At 71.2% G+C, this 16,612-nt stretch carries 15 protein-coding genes; 6 read left to right on the top strand and 9 right to left on the bottom strand.

Features of this window, described 5'->3' with window-relative positions; all coding sequences use genetic code 11:
• Positions 1–19: 19 nt before the first annotated feature.
• Both ACQVFL_RS19980 and ACQVFL_RS19975 read left to right on the top strand, forming a co-directional pair.
• Positions 20–445, top strand: a complete 426-nt coding sequence (locus ACQVFL_RS19980; protein WP_431727304.1) for a hypothetical protein — start codon at positions 20–22, stop codon at positions 443–445.
• Positions 445–1,869, top strand: coding sequence for an FAD-binding oxidoreductase (locus ACQVFL_RS19975; RefSeq protein ID WP_431727303.1), 1,425 nt, complete (start codon positions 445–447; stop codon positions 1,867–1,869). Before ACQVFL_RS19980 ends, ACQVFL_RS19975 begins: the two co-directional genes overlap by 1 nt.
• Before the next feature lie 56 nt (positions 1,870–1,925).
• On the opposite strand, the gene ACQVFL_RS19970 is transcribed toward ACQVFL_RS19975, so the two are convergent.
• Positions 1,926–2,927 (bottom strand): ketoacyl-ACP synthase III family protein, encoded by a 1,002-nt coding sequence (locus ACQVFL_RS19970; RefSeq protein ID WP_431727302.1) that lies wholly within the window; start codon positions 2,925–2,927, stop codon positions 1,926–1,928.
• A gap of 125 nt (positions 2,928–3,052) precedes the next feature.
• Between ACQVFL_RS19970 and ACQVFL_RS19965 the strand changes: the two genes are divergently transcribed.
• Complete coding sequence (locus ACQVFL_RS19965; protein ID WP_431727301.1) at positions 3,053–3,916, top strand: SDR family NAD(P)-dependent oxidoreductase; 864 nt, start codon at positions 3,053–3,055, stop codon at positions 3,914–3,916.
• A 6-nt stretch (positions 3,917–3,922) separates the two neighbouring features.
• On the opposite strand, the gene ACQVFL_RS19960 is transcribed toward ACQVFL_RS19965, so the two are convergent.
• A complete protein-coding gene (locus ACQVFL_RS19960; protein WP_431727300.1) occupies positions 3,923–4,348 on the bottom strand; it encodes a hypothetical protein in 426 nt (141 codons plus the stop codon).
• 230 nt (positions 4,349–4,578) lie between these two features.
• Here ACQVFL_RS19960 and ACQVFL_RS19955 point away from each other — a divergent pair, with 230 nt between their 5' ends.
• Positions 4,579–5,472 carry an SDR family NAD(P)-dependent oxidoreductase gene (locus tag ACQVFL_RS19955; protein WP_431727299.1) on the top strand — a complete coding sequence of 298 codons (894 nt, stop codon included), beginning with the start codon at positions 4,579–4,581 and terminating at the stop codon, positions 5,470–5,472.
• On the opposite strand, the gene ACQVFL_RS19950 is transcribed toward ACQVFL_RS19955, so the two are convergent.
• Entirely contained in the window at positions 5,465–5,674 is a 210-nt protein-coding gene (locus ACQVFL_RS19950) for a hypothetical protein (protein ID WP_431727298.1), read from the bottom strand. The genes ACQVFL_RS19955 and ACQVFL_RS19950 overlap by 8 nt on opposite strands.
• Before the next feature lie 144 nt (positions 5,675–5,818).
• Between ACQVFL_RS19950 and ACQVFL_RS19945 the strand changes: the two genes are divergently transcribed.
• Positions 5,819–6,145, top strand: a complete 327-nt coding sequence (locus ACQVFL_RS19945) for a hypothetical protein (protein ID WP_431727297.1) — start codon at positions 5,819–5,821, stop codon at positions 6,143–6,145.
• 332 nt (positions 6,146–6,477) lie between these two features.
• Positions 6,478–9,288: an AAA family ATPase gene (locus ACQVFL_RS19940; protein ID WP_431727296.1), complete on the top strand. Its 2,811-nt coding sequence runs from the start codon at positions 6,478–6,480 to the stop codon at positions 9,286–9,288.
• A 23-nt stretch (positions 9,289–9,311) separates the two neighbouring features.
• Here the strand turns inward: ACQVFL_RS19940 and dpgD are convergent, their stop codons facing one another.
• Genes dpgD through dpgA form a run of 6 tightly spaced genes read right to left on the bottom strand, consistent with a single transcriptional unit; the run spans position 9,312 to position 16,382 of the window.
• A complete protein-coding gene (gene dpgD, locus ACQVFL_RS19935) occupies positions 9,312–10,136 on the bottom strand; it encodes an enoyl-CoA-hydratase DpgD (RefSeq protein WP_431727295.1) in 825 nt (274 codons plus the stop codon).
• Positions 10,109–11,554, bottom strand: coding sequence for an aldehyde dehydrogenase family protein (locus ACQVFL_RS19930; RefSeq protein WP_431727294.1), 1,446 nt, complete (start codon positions 11,552–11,554; stop codon positions 10,109–10,111). Before ACQVFL_RS19930 ends, dpgD begins: the two co-directional genes overlap by 28 nt.
• Complete coding sequence (locus ACQVFL_RS19925) at positions 11,551–13,194, bottom strand: thiamine pyrophosphate-binding protein (protein ID WP_431727293.1); 1,644 nt, start codon at positions 13,192–13,194, stop codon at positions 11,551–11,553. The genes ACQVFL_RS19930 and ACQVFL_RS19925 overlap by 4 nt, the downstream gene beginning before the upstream one ends.
• On the bottom strand, positions 13,191–14,507 hold the full coding sequence (dpgC, locus tag ACQVFL_RS19920) for a (3,5-dihydroxyphenyl)acetyl-CoA 1,2-dioxygenase DpgC (protein WP_431727292.1): 1,317 nt from the start codon (positions 14,505–14,507) through the stop codon (positions 13,191–13,193). Before dpgC ends, ACQVFL_RS19925 begins: the two co-directional genes overlap by 4 nt.
• Positions 14,504–15,187: an enoyl-CoA-hydratase DpgB gene (gene dpgB, locus ACQVFL_RS19915; RefSeq protein WP_431727291.1), complete on the bottom strand. Its 684-nt coding sequence runs from the start codon at positions 15,185–15,187 to the stop codon at positions 14,504–14,506. The genes dpgC and dpgB overlap by 4 nt, the downstream gene beginning before the upstream one ends.
• 40 nt (positions 15,188–15,227) lie before the next feature.
• Positions 15,228–16,382, bottom strand: coding sequence for a 3,5-dihydroxyphenylacetyl-CoA synthase DpgA (dpgA, locus tag ACQVFL_RS19910; RefSeq protein WP_431727290.1), 1,155 nt, complete (start codon positions 16,380–16,382; stop codon positions 15,228–15,230).
• Between the last annotated feature and the right edge of the window lie 230 nt (positions 16,383–16,612).

Raw genomic sequence — 16,612 nt, 5'->3', positions numbered from 1 at the left:
AGAAATGAGGACATCAATTATGGGCCGGTTCGCCTATTACAGCAGCTCCACCCGCCAGCCCGAGCCGGTGCTGAGCGACATCGAGATCACCGTGACCACTCCGGACCAGGTGCGCGCCGGCGAGACGCTGAACATCGAGGTCACCTTGCGAACCCTGCACGGCACCATCAAGGACCGCCCGGCGGGTGACATCAAGGGCGAGGTGACCGTCCTGATCGGCGGCCCGGCGGAGCAGAAGGTCGTCGCGGTCGGCCTGACCAACGCCAACTACGTCTTCACCGGCAAGAACGTCCTGCTCACCGGCGGACACGCGGAGATCGTCGCGACCGAGCCGGGCACCTACACGTTCGCACCGGGCGAGATCACCGTCACCACCTCGGACTACCCGCTCACCAGCGTCCCCAAGGACCCGAACCCGGCCGACAGCAAGACCACCGTCGTCTGATGGTGAGCTGGGACCACCTGCGGGCCGGCCTCACCGGCGACCTCGTGCTGCCCGGCGACGACGGCTACCCGGCCGCGCGCCAATTGCAGCTGGCCGAGTTCGACGCGGTGTGGCCGTCCGCGATCGCCTACTGCGCCGACGAGGCCGACGTCCGGGCCTGCCTGACTCTGGCCCAGGCGGAGGGCCTGCACCTGACCCCGCGCAGCGGCGCGCACAACTTTGCCGGCTGGTCGACAACCACGGGGCTGGTCGTCGACCTGTCCCGGCTGAACACCGTCGGCCTGACCGAGCGCACCGTCCACCTGGGTCCCGGCGCGCAGGCCGTCGACGTCCTGCACGAGCTGGCGCCGCACCGGCGCCAGGTCATCACCGGCGTCTGCCCGACCGTGTGCCCGGCCGGTTTCCTCACCGGCGGCGGCCTCGGCTGGCAGACCCGTTCGCACGGCGTCGGCAGCGACCGGCTGGTCTCGGCCCGGCTGATCCTGTCCGACGGGCAGGCCGTGACCTGCTCCGCCGACCGGGACCCGGACCTCTTCTGGGCCCTGCGCGGTGGCAGCGCCGCCAACTTCGGCGTCGTCGTGGACCTGGAGGTGGAGCCCATCCAGGTGCCCCGCCTGGTCAACTTCACCGTCCTCTGGGCCTGGGAGCACGCGCTCGACGTCCTCGACCAGTGGCAGCACTGGATGACGGCCGCGCCGAACGAACTCGCCTCGGAGGTCGGCGTCGTACTTCCCGACGCGGTGCCGGGCGCCACCGGGTTCGTCATGCTGCACGGCGGGTTCGCCGGGTCGCAGGAGCGGTTCGACCAAGCCCTGGCGGCGCTGTCGCAGTCCGTCGGCGCCGCGCCGCGCTCCGTCGACGCCACCGAGCTGCCCTACCTCGACGCCATGCTCAAGCTGTACCGCTGCGAAGGCATGACACCCGCCCAGCGTCGGCGCGCCGGCAGCAGCCACGAGGCGCTGCTGCCCCGGCAGGGTTTCCTGCGCGAACGGCACCGCCTGTTCACCGAGCCGGTGAGCCGATCGGTGCTCGAGCAGGCGCTGGCGGTCTTCGACGGTGACCGCCGGGCCGGACAGTTCCGCTACTTCGCGCTCGCCGCGCTCGGCGGCGCCGCCAACGAGATCGCCGCGACCGACACGGCGTACGTGCACCGCGACGCCCGGTTCCTGGTGAAGTACACGCTCGTCGGGGAGAGCGGGACTCCGGGCGAGGAGGAGGCCGCCGCCGCCGATCAGTGGACCGGCCGCGGCTTCGACCTGATCGACCCGCACTCCAGCCGGCACTCGTACATCAACTACCCGGACCCGGCGCTGGACGACTGGAAGTGGTCGTACTTCGGCGAGAACTACGAGCGGCTGGTGGAGGTGAAGAAGACGTACGACCCCTCCGCCTTCTTCACCCACCCGCAGAGCATCGGCAGTTGATCGCCGCGCCGGCCCCGGGCACGGTTCCGGAGGTGCTCCGGGACCGGGACCCGTTGTCATGCACAGGTGTTCTCCACGACCATGGCGTGGAAGATGCCGCCCAGGCCAGCGCCCAGCACCAGGATGTGCCGCCAGGACACCTTCTCGACGTTGACCAGGTGGTCCAGTCCGACCAGCGGGTCCGCGGCGCCGATGTGCCCCACCCGCCGAGCCAGCTCCCACGGGATCTGGCTCATGTCGAGCGACAGCGGCTGGAGGAACTGCCTGACGATCTGGTCGTGGCCGATGAACGGGCTGACGAAGTGGTCCAGCTGGGACATGTCGATGCCGGCTTGGCGTACCGCCTCGGACACCACACCCTGCACCACCTTGACGACCGCGCTCAGCATGGCCGACGGGTCCCCGCCCCGGCCGCCCCGGTTGCGCAGCACGACCGGCTCGACGTGCCCGGCGCCGTCCGCCGTGTAGGGGTCGTAACCCCGGTTGATCGGCTCCAGGAACGGCTCGCTCAGCGAAGCGGCGCCGGCGATCCGCGCGAAGCCGTCCCGGTTGGACAGTACCGCCGCCACGCCGCCGTCACCGAACGGCGTGGCGGCGGTGCGCCAGCGGTCGACCATCGGGAACCGCCAGCAGTCGGCGGCCGTGACCAGGGCGACCTCACGCTCCTCGCGGACACGCAGCATCGCCGAGGCCATCTGGATGCCAATCAGGGCGGTGGCGCAGCCGGCGTTGAGGTCGGTCGCCGTGCACGCGCCGGCCGGCAGGCCGAGCTGCCGGTGGATGTACCCGGCGGCGTGCCACAGCGGCATCGGCGGGGCCAGCATGGCGTGCAGCAGCACGGTGACGTCGGCAGTGCCCGCGCCCGCCTGACGCAGCGCCCGGCGCGCCGCGTCGATGGCCAGGTCGGGCGACTCGGTCCCCTCCGGCGCGACCGTGACCGCCAACTGCCGGGTCTTCGCCGCGGATTCCGCGTCGTACCGCCCCGCGGCCACGGCCTCGTCGGCCGCCTCCGCCGGCGGCAGGACCGCGGCAATCCCGGCCAGATACACATCACGCATGAAGCGCTCGCTTTCTTGAAGGACACCGGACACCAGAAACGTAAACCAGGGCGGGACATTCTTCGCATTTGTTAGGGGCGACGTAGGGGTGTCCGGGTCGGCGCCCGCCCGCCGACCATGGCGGGGTGGCGAACTATCTCGTGAGCGGCGGGACCGACGGCGTCGGCCGCGCCGTGGCGCTCGACGCCCTGGCCGCCGGTCACCACGTCCTCGTCGTCGGCAGCACACCGGCCAAAGGGGACGCGTTCCTGGCCGCGGCCGAACAGGCCGGCGCCGCCGGACGTGCCGAGTTCCTCCGCGCCGACCTGCGGGTGATGAGCGCGAACAGCAAGATCGTCGGTGCCGTGCGGGACCGCTTCGACCGGCTGGACCGGCTGGTCCTGTGCGCCCAGCGCTACCTGACCCGGCTCGGGCACACCGCCGAGGGCGTCGAACGCAACTTCGCCCTGACCTGCCTGAGCCGGTTCGCCCTGACGTACGGCCTGCTGCCGCAGCTGCGCCGGGCCGACCGTCCGCTTGTGGTCAACGTCTGCGGCACCGGGACACCGGCCGGGCGGATCCGCTGGCACGACATGCAGTTCACCGCCGGTGGCGGCGGTTTCCGCGCCCTCGCCCAGGCCGGCCGCGCCACCGACCTGCTGGGTGTCGCCTTCGCCCACCGCGGCGATACCACCACCGTGCCGTACGTCCTGTTCAATCCGGACGTCGTCCGCACCGGGCTGCAGCGCGAACTCGGCCAGCCGTGGCGGCTGCTCGCCGGCGCGACCCTGGCCCTGCACGGCAAACCGGTCGACGTCGGTGTCGCGCCGCTGCTGCGCCTGCTGGCCGATCCGCCCGCCGACCGGGTCAGCGCCTTCCGTGGCCGGCGCCGGATCGACATGACCGGGCGGGTGTTCGCCGCAGGGTACCGCCCGGCCGACGCCGCCCGGCTGCACACCGAGATCGCACGGCTGCTGACCGGGATGGGGCGGGCCGACCTGCTGCCGTGACCGCGGTCAGACGACCGTGGTTTTGCTGTCGGCCGGGTGCGGCTGCTTCGGGATGCTCCGCAGCGGATAGGCGGATGTGGTCACCGTGATCTCGCCCGGCGCGAACGTGTAGGTGCCCTCCGTCGCCGGCACGAACTGCGCGTGCCCGCCGGTCATCAGCACGTTCTTGCCCTGGAAGACGTAGTTGGCGTTGGTCAGCCCGACCGCGAGCAGCGTCCGCTCCTCGGCCCCGGCGACCACGATGGTGACCTCACCGACGATGTCGCGGGTGGGGAAGTCCTTGAACACACCTTCCAGCGTCAGCAGGGTCACCTCGACGTTGAGGGTCTCGCCGCGGCGCACCTCGGCCGGAGTCGTGATGGTGATCTCAATTTCCTTCTCCTCCGGTTCGGGCTGACGGCCGGAGGTGCTGACATAGGCGAAGCGCCCCATCCTTCACACATCCCTTTGCATTAGCGACATTCGAGCTACCGCCTCGACGCTAACCGCCGGCCGACGCATCCCCGACCCTTGTCCGACCCCTGATACGGCGGCGCGGACGAACGGCGCCCACGAACAAAAAGGTGCGTACCCCACACCAGTGTGCGTTCTTCCCAAGGTCGCGGCCACGGACCACAATTTTGGGAGCATACGTACCAACCGGATCAACGGGAGCCGAAAAAATGCCGCAGCAGGCAGGTAGCAGAACCATCGTCATCGCGGGCGGAACCGACGGCATGGGGCGCGGCACGGCCCTTGCCCGGCTCGAACGCGGCGACACCGTGGTGGCGATCGGCACCAAACCGGCCAAGGGCGCGGAGGTCGCTGCCGAGGCCGCCCGGCTCGGCGCGGCCGGACGGTTCCACTTCATCCCGGCCGACCTGAGCTCCATCGCCACCGTCGAGAAGGTCGTCGACCAGATCGCCGCCGCACACCCGGCTGTGGACGCGCTGGTGCTCTGCGCCAATCGGCAGAACGCCAAGCGCCTGGAGACCGCCGAGGGCCTCGAGTTCACCTTCAGCCTGTACTACCTGGCCCGCTACCTGCTCGGGCACGGCCTGCGGGCACAGTTCGACGCCGCCGCCGACCCGGTCATCATCAACGTCGCCTCGCCCGGCATCAAGGTCGGCTCGGTGAACTTCGACGACCTCCAGGCCGAGCGTAAGTACAGCCAGCTCAAAGCGCAGACCCAGTGCGGACGGGCCAACGACCTGTTGGGCCGCGGTTTCGAGCAGGCGCCCAGCAGCAAGGCGCGCTACGTCCTCTACCACCCCGGCTTCACCGCCACGTTGGGCAGCATCGGCGAGATGAAGCAGCCGATCCGGGGCCTCATCACGCTGGCGAGCAAGTTCGCCGCGAAGTCGATCGACGAGGCGATCGCCCCGATCGTCGAGCTGATCGACAACCCGCCCGCGGAGCGGCTCACCGCCATCGACCGCGGCAAGAAGGTCGACTTGAGCATCAAGACGTTCGACCCGGCCACCGCACGCCGGCTCGCCGACGTCTCCCGGGAGCTGGTCCTGAAGAACTACGGCGCCACCCGGCTGCTGCCGGAGCTCGACACCACCACTAGGTGAGCAGGTCCTCCCACAGCACCCGTTCTTCAACGGTGCGTGCGGAGGGGGCCGCCGGGATCCGCTCCGGGTGCCCCACCGGCACCCGCGGCGGATCCACGGCGGGCCGCTGTGTCCCGGGCGCCGTCACGGCGGGCAGTCGGCCGAGCCCCTCGAGCCAGAGGCGCAGGGCGGTCCGCAGCCGACGGAGCAGAAATTCGCGCATAGCCTCGCCTCGGCAGAATGGGGATCTCCCTCAACCTAGGACGGCCCAGAACCGCGGCCAACCCTTAAAACCGACCCCTACTCGGTCACCGTCTCCACCCTTTTCGGCGTACGCCCAGGTCCGCGCAGCCCTCTGGGTTGGCCGGTGCAACCGAACCGGGACCGCTACTTCAACGCTCTGCGGGCCGTGGCGATCGTCCGGGTGGTGCTGTTGATGCTGCACCACAGCTGGCCCGACCACCCGTCCTGGCCGAAGCTCCTGCTCCAGCTGGTGCCGATCGCCGACCCGCCGCCCAGCGAGTTCGGCTGGTCAGCCGCCGGCGTCCCGTGGCATCGCGTGACCTACCTCTGGCTGGTGCTGCTCCTCGCGCTCTGCCGGCGCGACCACCTGGCGACCCTCCTGCTGCCACTGGCCGGGCTGGTCGTCCTCACGATTCGACCCGGGGCGCTCGGCGACACGGCCGGCTGGTGACACCGAAATCCATCGATCAACCTCTATCCACCGCGAACCCGCAGAACGATCTCCAAACGGACCCAATGCATAGATATAGCTAAACGGATGCAATCGCCCTCTGGCGGCGAGTGGGATCATGTCTGGTCGCCGAACGTCGATCTCCATAGCACTGTCCTCTGTGGACTCCAGGTCATGTGGCGCTCACCGATTCTTGTCAATGTTGTCATCATTCGGTGGTAGGTTCGCGACAGTCTGTATCGCTTCGGGTAGGGCGTCCGCCGATCGCGCGGCCTCGGACACGAGGTCGTACGCAAGGGTTCGCGGCGGTGCACACGGCTGCGGGGGATTGCATGTCGTCACTGGTCGACCGGCATCAGTATTCGGAACTTCTCGATACCATGTACAGCGATTGTGTCGGTGGAAAAGGCGGCGTTCTGGTCGTCGCGGGCCCGGTCGCCACAGGCAAATCAAAACTGTTGCAAGATTTCGCCGGCCGGGCTCTCAAATCCGGGGCGCTGGTGCTGAGTGCGAACGCCTCGCGGGCCGAGCGGGCATTGCCGTTCGGGACCCTCGCCCAGATCTTCCAGCCGCTCACCCGATCGCCGCACCATCGCGACGAGGTCGGCCGGTTGATCAGCTCCGACGTGGCGTCCATGGTAATCGCCGGCGCGGACGCCGACGACGTCGAGCGGGAGTACGTGCGGGTCTTCCACGACCTGTGGCGGCTGCTCTCCCGGGAGACGGCCCAGCAGCCGGTGGCGATCGTCGTCGACGACGTGCACCACACCGACGAGAGCTCCCTGCGCGGCCTGCTCTATCTGGCCCGGCGGGTCCAGTTCACCAGTTGCCTCATCGTGATCTCCGAGCAGGTCGGTCTCCCGCACTCCCAGCACCCGCTGTTGCACGCCGAGCTGTTCAACCAGCTGCACTGCCGTCGCGTCCGCCTCGGCCCGCTCACCCCCGCCGGGATCCGGGACCTGCTGGTCACCCGGGCCGTCGCGCACGAGGCCGATGCTGCGGAACTGGCCGCTCAGTGCCATGCCCTGACCGGCGGCAACCCGCTGCTGGTCACCGGCCTGCTCGACGACCTCGCCACGGCCAGCGCCGCGGGCACCCTGCCGCCGGTCGCACACCTCGTCAACGGCGCCTTCGGCGAGGCGGTCGTCTCCTGCATGCACCGCAGCGTGCCGGAGGTCCAGCAGGTCGTCACCGGCGCGACCATCCTCGACAACCCCACCACGGAGCGCCTGGCCGCCCTGCTCGACCTCGACGAGAACACGGTCCTGCGCTGCGAGCCGACGCTGGTGGCGGCCGGTCTTACTCCCGACGGGTGCCTGCGTCATCCGGCCACCCGTCATGCCGTGCTCAGCCTGTTGAGCCCGCGGGAGAGCGGGCGGCTGCACACCCGTGCCGCCGAGGTGCTCCGCGACGAGGGGATGCCGGCCCGAGTGTCCGCGGCCCACCTGCTGGACGCCGGAGTGCCGCTGCCCGGCTGGGCGGTGGCCGTGCTGCGGGCCGCGGCAGCCGAGTCACACGCCGACGGCCGGACCGAGGAGGCCGTCCGATACCTCGAACTGGCCCGGGAGACCACCGCCGACGCCGCTGAGAACGCCGCGCTCCTGTCCCGAATCGCGTTGATCGAGTGGCGCGAGGACAAGTTCCTCGCGGAACGGCGCTTCCCGCCGCTGATCGAGGCGGCCGACGCCGGGCAGCTCTCCTGGTCCGACGCCGTCGCGCTGGTATATCTGCTACTGAGCCACGGCCGCATCGGCGACTGTGAGAGAGCGCTCCAGCAGCTCGCCGCCCGGCCGATCCCGACTCCGGCTGCGGCCGGCGCCGTCGGCCTACTGCGCGCCTGGCTCACCATCACCTACCCGCGGCTGGCCGCCCACCTGCCCGACGCCGTCATCGACGGCGGGGCCCGCGGCCCGCTCTCGCCGCAGGGCCCGGTACGCGCCGCGCTCGAGATCTGCGCCGCGCTGAAGGAGGGTGAGCTCGACGAGCGGTGCCTGCACCACGCCGAGCACCTGCTGGAGAGCTGCGACCTGGAGAACGCGACCCTCACGCCGACGTTGATCGCGCTCACCGCGCTGATCTACGCCGACCGGCTGGACGTCGCCGCGCGGCACTGCGACGAACTGCAGCGCCGCGCGGCCGTGCAGGGAGCGTCCACCTGGCACGCCGCCTTCGCGGCGTTCCGCGCCGAGATCGCGCTGCGCGAGGGAGATCTGGAGCTCGCAGTCCACCAGGCGCAGCTGGCGCTGGCCGACTCCGCCGCCGAGCAGTGGGGTGTGACCGACGGTTGGGCGACGTCCGTGCTCCTGCTCGTCGCGACCGAGTCCGGTGATCTCGACCTGGCTGGCGGCGTGGTCCTGCAACAGCTCCCCGAGGCCGTGCTGGAGAGCCGGGCCGCCGTGCACTACCTGTACGCCCGCGGGCGTTACTTCCTCGCCCGTGGCCGGGTGCACATGGCGATGGACGACTTCCGGCTCTGCGGCGAGCTGCTCACCGACTGGAAGATCGACCTGCCGGCACTCGTCCCGTGGCGGCTCGGTGTCGCCGAGGTACACCTGCGCGCGGGTGAGACCGAGCAGGCCCGCGAGTTCGCCCAGGAGCAGCTCGACCTGGCCCGCAACGTCAGCCCGCGGGTTGCCGGAATGGCGTTGCGGCTGCTCGCGGCGACCGCCTCCCGGCACATCGACCGGATCAAGGTGCTCGAGGAGGCCGACGTGGCGCTCTCCACCACCGGCGACCTGCTGCACCGGGCCAAGGTCGTGATGGACCTGAGTCGGGTGTACGCGCGTGCCGGCGCGGTCAAGTCGGCCCGCGCCGTGGAGGCACGGGCCCGCGAAATGGTGCGGCACTGCGAGCCCGGGACCCGGGTGGCCGAGGCCCTCGCCGAGCCGCCGTGGCCCGAACTCGACGTGGTGCGCGAGCACGTCGCGGCCGACGACGAGCCCGTCCTGGAGGACCTGAGCGAGTCCGAGCGGCGGGTGGCGGCGCTGGCCGCGCAGGGGCACACCAACCGGCAGATCGCGCGCCGCCTGTTCATCACGGTCAGCACCGTCGAGCAGCACCTGACCCGGACGTACCGCAAGTTGAAGGTGCACCGACGGGCGGACCTGCCGGACAGCCTGACGCTGGTCAGCATCGAGGGCTGACCAGCGTCGAGGGCGCGCGGCGCTTACCGCGCCAGCCAGCGCGGCGGCCGCTTCGCCGCGAACGCCCGCGGGCCCTCCTTGGCGTCCTCGCTGTGCATCCGGACCTCCTCGGCCGGATAGCGCGTGGCGATCGCCCGCTCGACCGAGAGTTCGGCCGAGCTGAGGACCGCCTGCTTCACCGCACGGACGGCCAGCGGCGCGCAGGCCAGCAGGTCGTCGGTCCAGGCGCGGACGCAGTCGTCCAGCTTCGCGGCCGGCACCACCTCGTTGATCAGCCCCAGCTCGTACGCCCGGGCCGCGCCGAGCTGCCGGCCGGTCATGAGGTGGCCCAGCGCGGTGCGGACCGGCAGTTGACGGCTGAGCCGGAACACGCCACCGGCACCCGCGATGAGGCCGAGTCGAGCCTCAGGGAGCCCGAACCGGGCGTCGTCCGCCGCGATGATCAGATCGCACGCCAGGGCGAGTTCGAAGCCGCCGCCCAGGGCGTATCCCCGCACCCGGGCGATCAGCGGCTTGGTCAGGCCGAACCGCTCGGTCAGCCGTGGCCAACCGGGCTTGCCGCGGCCGCCGAAGGTGGAGGGTCCCGCCTCACCTGCTTCCTCCCGGGCCGCCAGCTCCTTGAGGTCCTGACCGACCGAGAATGCGCGGTCGCCGGCGCCGGTGAGCACCGCCGCCCAGATCTGGTCGTCGCGTTCGAAGTCGTCCCAGATCTCGGCCAGCTCCGCGTGCATCCGAAGGTTCATGGCGTTGAGCACGTCGGGACGGTTCAGCGTAATCGTCGCCAGGTGACCGTCCTTGCGGTACTGCACCGTCTCCGGCATCAGCCGGCGCCCGGGAGGGTCAGCCACTGCCACTGGGTGAACTCGTCGGTGTTGCGGCCGATCCCATGGCGATGGCCGTTGCCGGACGCTCCGCGGCCCCCGAACGGCACGAACGCGTTGTCGTCGATCGTCGGGTCGTTGACGTGGACGATGCCCGTGTCCAGCCGGCCGGCGAGTGCCGCTCCCCGGGACACCGACCCGGTGTGCACCGAGGCCACCAGGCCGTACTCGGTGCGGTTCGCCACCCGGACCGCCTCGTCCTCGTCGGCCACCACGATCACCGGCGCCACCGGGCCGAAGATCTCCTCCCAGAAGGCCGGCTGGCTGGGTGTCACCCCGGTCAGCACCGTCGGCCGGTACATCAGCCCGTCGTGGCCGCCGCCCTCGCGCAGCACCGCTCCGGCGGCCACCGACTCGCGCACGATCCGGTCGACCCGGTCCCGCTGGGCCACGTCGATGAGCGGGCCCAGCGTGACGTCGTCGGTCCACGGGTCACCCACCGTCGACTGAGCCGCGTGTCGGCACAGCGCGTCCACGTAACGGTCGGCGACCGACTCGACGACGATGTGCCGTCCGGCCGCCATGCAGACCTGACCCTGGTGGAAGAAGGAGCTCCACGCGCCGGCCGCAGCGGCCGCCTCCACGTCGGCATCGTCCAGGACCAGCAGAGCGTTGTTGCCGCCCAGCTCGAGTGAGACCCGCTTGAGCGCGCCGCCCGCCTCAGCCCCGATCTGCCGGCCGACCGCCGAGGAACCGGTGAACGCAATCATGTCGGTGCCCAGGTTCCGGACGAGTGCCGCGCCTGCCTTCGGGCCGCCGGCGAGCACGTGCAGCACGCCCCCGGGAAGCCCGGCCCGTTCGAAAACGGCCGCGACCAGGTGCCCGCCGCTGATCGCGGTGCGCGGGTCCGGTTTGAGGACGACGGCGTTGCCGAGCACGAGCGCCGGTGCGACCGCCCGCAGCGCCAGCAGCAGCGGCACGTTCCACGGGCTGATCACCCCGACGGTGCCGAGCGGGACCCGGCGGGCGGAACTCTGCCGGCCCGCCGGGTCGGGCAGCAGCTCCCCGTGCGGGAACATCGGCAGGGCGGCGGCGGCCCACAGCTCGTCGACGGTGGACGCCACCTCGTACTCGGCCTTGCCGCGGATCGAGCCGCTCTCGCGGATCAGCCACTCGGCGGCCTCGTCGCGGTGTTCGGTGAGTACCGCGGCGGCGCGGCGCAGCACGGCGGCCCGCTCCAGCGGCGGGACGGCCTGCCACGCCGGCTGGGCGATTCCGGCGCCGCGGACCGCTTCGTCGATGTCGTCGGCGTCGGCCACGCCGACCTCGGCCAGGACGGCGCCGGTCGCCGGTTCGACCACCGCTGCGGCGCCGCCGGCCGGCTCCCGCCAGCCGCCGCTGAATACTCTGCCGCCGGTGCGCGCGAGGTCGATCAGACGGGTCACGGGTGCTCTCCTTGCCGGTGGCCGAGGATGGGAACGTCGATGAGCAGCGGCCGGTCGCGGTGCGTGGCGCCGGCCACCAGATCGACGAGCTCGTCGGCGTGCGCAACTCGGCGCGCCTCGATGCCGAAGAACGTCGCCGCGGCCCCGAAGTCGAGCGGCCCCAGGTCGAGTCCGGGATACTGGCCGGCGTGGGTGGCCCGGCTGTCCCAGTTGTCGAGGGTGTCCTTGAGCGTGCGGTACTCGCCGTTGTTCATCACCACGAACGTCACCGGCACGCCGTACCGGGCGGCGCCCCACAACCCCTGCAGGCCGAACATGGCGCAGCCGTCGCCCAGCACGGCGACGACCGGGCGGTCCGGGTCACCCATCGCGGCGCCGATGGCGGCCCCGATGCCGAAACCCAGCCCGCCGCCGACGGTGTGCACCAGCGAGCGGGGCCGTTCTAGGCGCAGAAAGCGGCGCAACAGCACCCCGGTCGTGATGGCCTCCTCGACCACCACCGCGTCGATCGGCAGCCCGGACGCGACGGCGTGCGCGGCGGCCACCGGCTCCAGGGGCGCCGGACCGTACGCCTTGAGCGCCGCCGTCTCCGCGGCGGCTCGCGCACCGAGGTGCCGTTCCCGCAGCTCGACGCGGCGGTGTCCGACCTCGGGCCGGAGCTCCCGCAGTCTCTCGGCGATACCGCGCAGAGCCGGCTCGATGGCCCCGGTCAGGCCGAACTCGACAGCGAAGTTGCGGCCGATCTCGGTCGGGTCTGAATCGACCTGCACCACCCGGGTGCCCGGCGCCAGGGCGGGACCGGGGGAGTAGTGGTGCGGCATGAACGCGTGACAGCCGGCGATCAGGACCAGGTCGTACGGGGCCAGCGTCCGGCGGATCTCGGCGTTGACCGGGGGGAGTGCGCCCGCGTACAGGTCGTGCCCCATCGGGAAGTCGACGCCGTCGTGCATAGGCTGGTGGTAGACGACCGCGCCGACCGACTCGGCGAGGGCGACCAGCGCGTCGACCCCGCCCTCGCGGCCGACGCCGTCGCCCGCGACGATCGCCGGGCGCCGCGCGCGGGCCAGGAGGGCGGCGGCGCTGGCCATCCCGGTGGCGGCCGGCGGCGCCGCGACCGGCGCATCGAAGACGTCGACGTCGGTCTCCTCGGCCAGCAGATCCATCGGCACCGACAGGAAGACCGGGCCGGCCGGCGGCAGGACGGCGAGGCGGAACGCCCGGCGCAGCATGACCGGAAGGTCGTGGGCGTGCTGGACGTCGAAGGTGGCCTTGACGGCCGACCGGGCCAGCTCGACCAGGTTGCCGGAGAGCATCGGATCCTGTGCCAGGTGCCGGCGGTCCTGCTGGCCTGCGGTGACCACCATCGGCGTCCGTGACCGGCTCGCGTTGAGCAGCCCGGACAGCCCGTTGGCCAGGCCTGCGGCGACGTGCAGGCTGACGAACGCCGGTCGGCCGGTGGCGCGCGCGTAGCCGTCGGCCATCGCGACGACCGCGCCCTCGTGCACGCCGAGCACGTAGGGGATGTCCGGGGCCGCGACCAGGGCGTCGAGGAACGGCAACTCGGTGGTGCCCGGGTTACCGAAGACGCGGGTGACACCCTCCTCGCGCAGGATGCTCAGCATGGCCTCGATCGGCGTCATCGGCGCTCTCCCGTGCTCCAATTGGCGCCGACCTTGGCCAGCACGTCCGCGCTGTACAACCGTTCGCCCTGGACGAGGGCGAACTCCGTCAGGTAGTCGAGGAAGGCGCTGGGCGGCTCGTCGGCGAGGTTGAGCATGTGCCGGTTGGCGACGACGGCCGGCGCGGTCAGCCGCTCGGCGGCCCGGTCGGCGGCCGTGCCGACCTCACCCGAGTCGACGATCTCCTCGCAGAGCATGCGCGCCTCGGGTTCGCTCGCGTACAGCTTGCGCCCGTTCAGGATGATGTCGCGGGCCAGCCGGGCGCCGACGAACCGTCCGAGCCGCAGGTTGGCCACGCCGGGCACGATGCCCTCCTGCGCGGCCGGCAGGGTGAAGTAGGCGTCCGAGCCGGCCACCACTCGGTCGCAGGTGAGCAGCATCTGCATCCCGCCGCCGATGGCGAACGTGTCGACCGCGGCGACCCAGGGCTTCTCCGCCGGTGTGCCGTCGTCGGTCCGCAGACCTCGGACGATCTTGTTGAGAACGCCCATCTCACGGCCGAGAAGGAAGTCGACGTACGAGATGCGGCCCTGGTGCAGGTGTTTGAGGTTGATGCCGGCGCTGAAGACGCGGCGCCCCGCATAGCGGGGATGGGTGATGGTGGCGCCGCGCAGCAGCCCCGCCCGGATACCGTCGTCGAGCAGGACCAGGTCGACGGCGGTCTCCAGGTCGGCGACGAGCTGGTTGTCCTCGGCGTTGAGCGCGTGCGGGTTGGCCAGGGTGACTCGGCCGATGTCGCCGTCGCGCTCCAGCCGGACGGTGGCGAACTCCGTCAGCCCGCCGTCCCGGAAACCGGGCAGCAGGTCGAGGGCGCGGGGTGTGGGACGCCGCATCGCGTCGAGCACGTGCCGCCCCACCGCCGGGACGCTCAGCAGCCGGTGGAAGAAGAGCGCCTGGTCGATTTCCCGGGCCTCCTTGTCCTGCTGGCGGTGCCGGCGCTCGTGGTCGAGCTGGTCGCGGGTGGGCACCAGGCCGGGGAAACGGCCGGCCGCCGCGGAGGCCAGCTCGGCGATCCGCAGCCACAGTGTGCTGTCCTCGGTCAGTTCCGCGTAGACCGCCGGTGCATGCGCGGCCAGGAAACGGGACCGGGTGGCCCGGCTCGACGAGTGCAGCCCGTCCGCGGCCTGTTGCTGGTCCGGCGTGCGCTCCGGCTTCGCGGGCAGGTCCGCCAGCCGGGCGTCGTCCCGCTCGGTCCGATACCGCAGCGCGGCGGCGTCGGCACGCAGATCGCCGGTCATGCGCGGCTCGCGCACCGGCACGGCGACGGTGCTCATGCCGGTTGCGTTCCCTTCATCCGCCGCAGGGTCCGATCGCACGCCGCGAGATGGGTGCCGAGGGCGTCCTCGAAACTCACCGCGCTCGCCTCCATCAGCAGGCGCCGGCGGATCGCCAGCTCACTGCCGACGAGATCGCGGGTCGCCGCGGTGCGCCGTGCCACCGCCTCGTCGAGTTCCGTGGTGACCTCGTCGATGAGCCCCAGCGTCGCCGCTGTGGTGGCGGTCCACTCCGCTCCGAAGAGCACCAGACCACGGGCGCGAGCCACACCGAGCTGGTTGGCGACGCGATGCACGGCCATACCCGGCCACGGATCACCGGCCTCCGGCGAGAACCGCAGGAGCAGATCCGGGCCGGCGATCCGGTAGTCCGCGGCGAGCAGCGCCTCCAGGGCGGGTCCGGCGCAGAGGCCGTCGGCGACCGCGATGGCGACACCGTCGAGGCGTTCGAGCCGGCGCAGCGCCCGCTCCCACCGGTTGACCGTGTGGATGCTCAGGTCGGTGTCGGTCGTTGCGGGCCGGCCCCCGGTGAGTCGTAGGACGACCGTCACACCGGGCAGATCCTCGGCCCGGGCGCAGGCCTGCTCGACCTGCGCGACCAGCTTGGGGCCGATCGGCTGCGCACTGCTGATCGACAGGTGTACGACCTGCCGCGTTCCGGGCTCCGATATGTCCGTCAACGTGCACCGCCTTCTCGAATGTGGTCAGCGTCAGAGGAAATCAGAAACGCAGTAGGGCGGATTCGATGGTCGACCCGGGGCCCATGGTCATCAGGACGCCGTACTCGCCGGGCCGGGTGACGCCCTCCTCGAGCAGCCGGCCGTAGGAGAACAGGAATGAGCCGCTGGAGAGGTTCCCGTAATCGCGCAGCACGCCGGTGGTGTGCCGCAGCGCGTGCCGGGTGAGGCCGAGGTTGACCATCACCGAGTCGATGACCTTCTTGCCGCCGGAGTGCACCACCCAGTGCGCTATGTCGCTGCGGCGCAGCCCGGTGTCTTGCAGCAGGCGGCCGATGACGTCCTCGGCGTGCGCGCCGACGACGTAGGGCACCTCGCGGTCCAGGAAGAAGCTGAACTTGCCCTGCTGGTCGTCCCAGTCGTAGCGCATCGCGTCGACGGCCTCGGGGATGATGCAGCTCGCGAACTTCAGGACGGTGGGGCCGGGTTCGAGCCCCGCCTCGTCGGTGATCAGCGCCGCGGCGGCCGCACCGTCGCCGAACAGACTGTTGACCACCGAGCTGCGCATGGTGCCGTCGAGCACGTACGCGGCGGAGCACGCCTCGACGCAGACCATCAGCGCGAGTCTGCCCGGGTGCGCGCTCGCCCAGCCCGCCACGGCGTTGAGGCCGTTGAGGCCGGCGTTGCAGCCCATGCCGACCACGTCGAGGCGGCTCGTGGTGACGCTGAGCCCGAGCTCCTTGATGAGCAGGGCGCTGAACCCGGGCGTCAGGAACCCGGTCGTGGTGATGCAGCACAGGTAGCCGACGTCGTCGAGCTCGTAGTCGGAGTCCTTCAGACAGGACAGGATCGCCCGCTTGCCCATGTCGATCCCGGTGACCTTGTGCTTGCGCAGCAGTTCACCCTGCGTCTCGACGGCCCGGGTGCCCTTCGGCAGCTCCGGCGGCAGACTCAGGAAACGGCGCTCGATGGCGCTGTTGCGGAAGACCGACCGGATGCGCTCGTCGGTGATCCCATAGACGTCGAGGATGTCCTGCTGCGAGTACGAATCGGGCGGCACCGCGGTGCCGACACTCACGATCTTCGACGGCAGATGGGTCCGGTTCGGGGTGGGCACCGGTGCGAGCGAGGTGAGCGTCATGAATCTTCTCCGGGTGAGAGAGGAATCGGCGATATTGTCGAATGTTGGCTGGCCCATGACAGCACGTCGTCTCCTCCGTTGGACAGAACATCAGCCCTAGTCAGGGGTGGTCCGGTATTCGTCCGGGCCCCAGGCGGAAACGCGGGCCAGGGGTACGACAGGGGTATTGCCGGTGATGGCCGTCGCGTAGCGTGCCGCACCCCTGCTGAAGTGTTTCCCTGCCCTGGTATAGGGGGCTGGATCGCCGCCGTAGGGGTGTCCGGTGTGGTCGGCTCCCGCATACGTTC

This window comes from Verrucosispora sp. TAA-831, from assembly GCF_050780145.1.
Classification (GTDB): domain Bacteria; phylum Actinomycetota; class Actinomycetes; order Mycobacteriales; family Micromonosporaceae; genus Micromonospora.
The sequence above is the reverse complement of the archived record's forward strand: the minus strand, read 5'-3'. Positions and strand labels throughout refer to the sequence as shown.

What these genes read in the sequence shown, in the direction of transcription:
- ACQVFL_RS19970 (WP_431727302.1), bottom strand. Translation starts at nt 2,927, where the DNA reads ATGCGTGATGTGTATCTGGCCGGGATTGCCGCGGTCCTGCCGCCGGCG.
- ACQVFL_RS19955 (WP_431727299.1), top strand. Translation starts at nt 4,579, where the DNA reads ATGCCGCAGCAGGCAGGTAGCAGAACCATCGTCATCGCGGGCGGAACC.
- ACQVFL_RS19950 (WP_431727298.1), bottom strand. Translation starts at nt 5,674, where the DNA reads ATGCGCGAATTTCTGCTCCGTCGGCTGCGGACCGCCCTGCGCCTCTGG.
- ACQVFL_RS19980 (WP_431727304.1), top strand. Translation starts at nt 20, where the DNA reads ATGGGCCGGTTCGCCTATTACAGCAGCTCCACCCGCCAGCCCGAGCCG.
- ACQVFL_RS19940 (WP_431727296.1), top strand. Translation starts at nt 6,478, where the DNA reads ATGTCGTCACTGGTCGACCGGCATCAGTATTCGGAACTTCTCGATACC.
- ACQVFL_RS19925 (WP_431727293.1), bottom strand. Translation starts at nt 13,194, where the DNA reads ATGACGCCGATCGAGGCCATGCTGAGCATCCTGCGCGAGGAGGGTGTC.
- dpgA (WP_431727290.1), bottom strand. Translation starts at nt 16,382, where the DNA reads ATGGGCCAGCCAACATTCGACAATATCGCCGATTCCTCTCTCACCCGG.
- ACQVFL_RS19960 (WP_431727300.1), bottom strand. Translation starts at nt 4,348, where the DNA reads ATGGGGCGCTTCGCCTATGTCAGCACCTCCGGCCGTCAGCCCGAACCG.
- ACQVFL_RS19975 (WP_431727303.1), top strand. Translation starts at nt 445, where the DNA reads ATGGTGAGCTGGGACCACCTGCGGGCCGGCCTCACCGGCGACCTCGTG.
- dpgC (WP_431727292.1), bottom strand. Translation starts at nt 14,507, where the DNA reads ATGAGCACCGTCGCCGTGCCGGTGCGCGAGCCGCGCATGACCGGCGAT.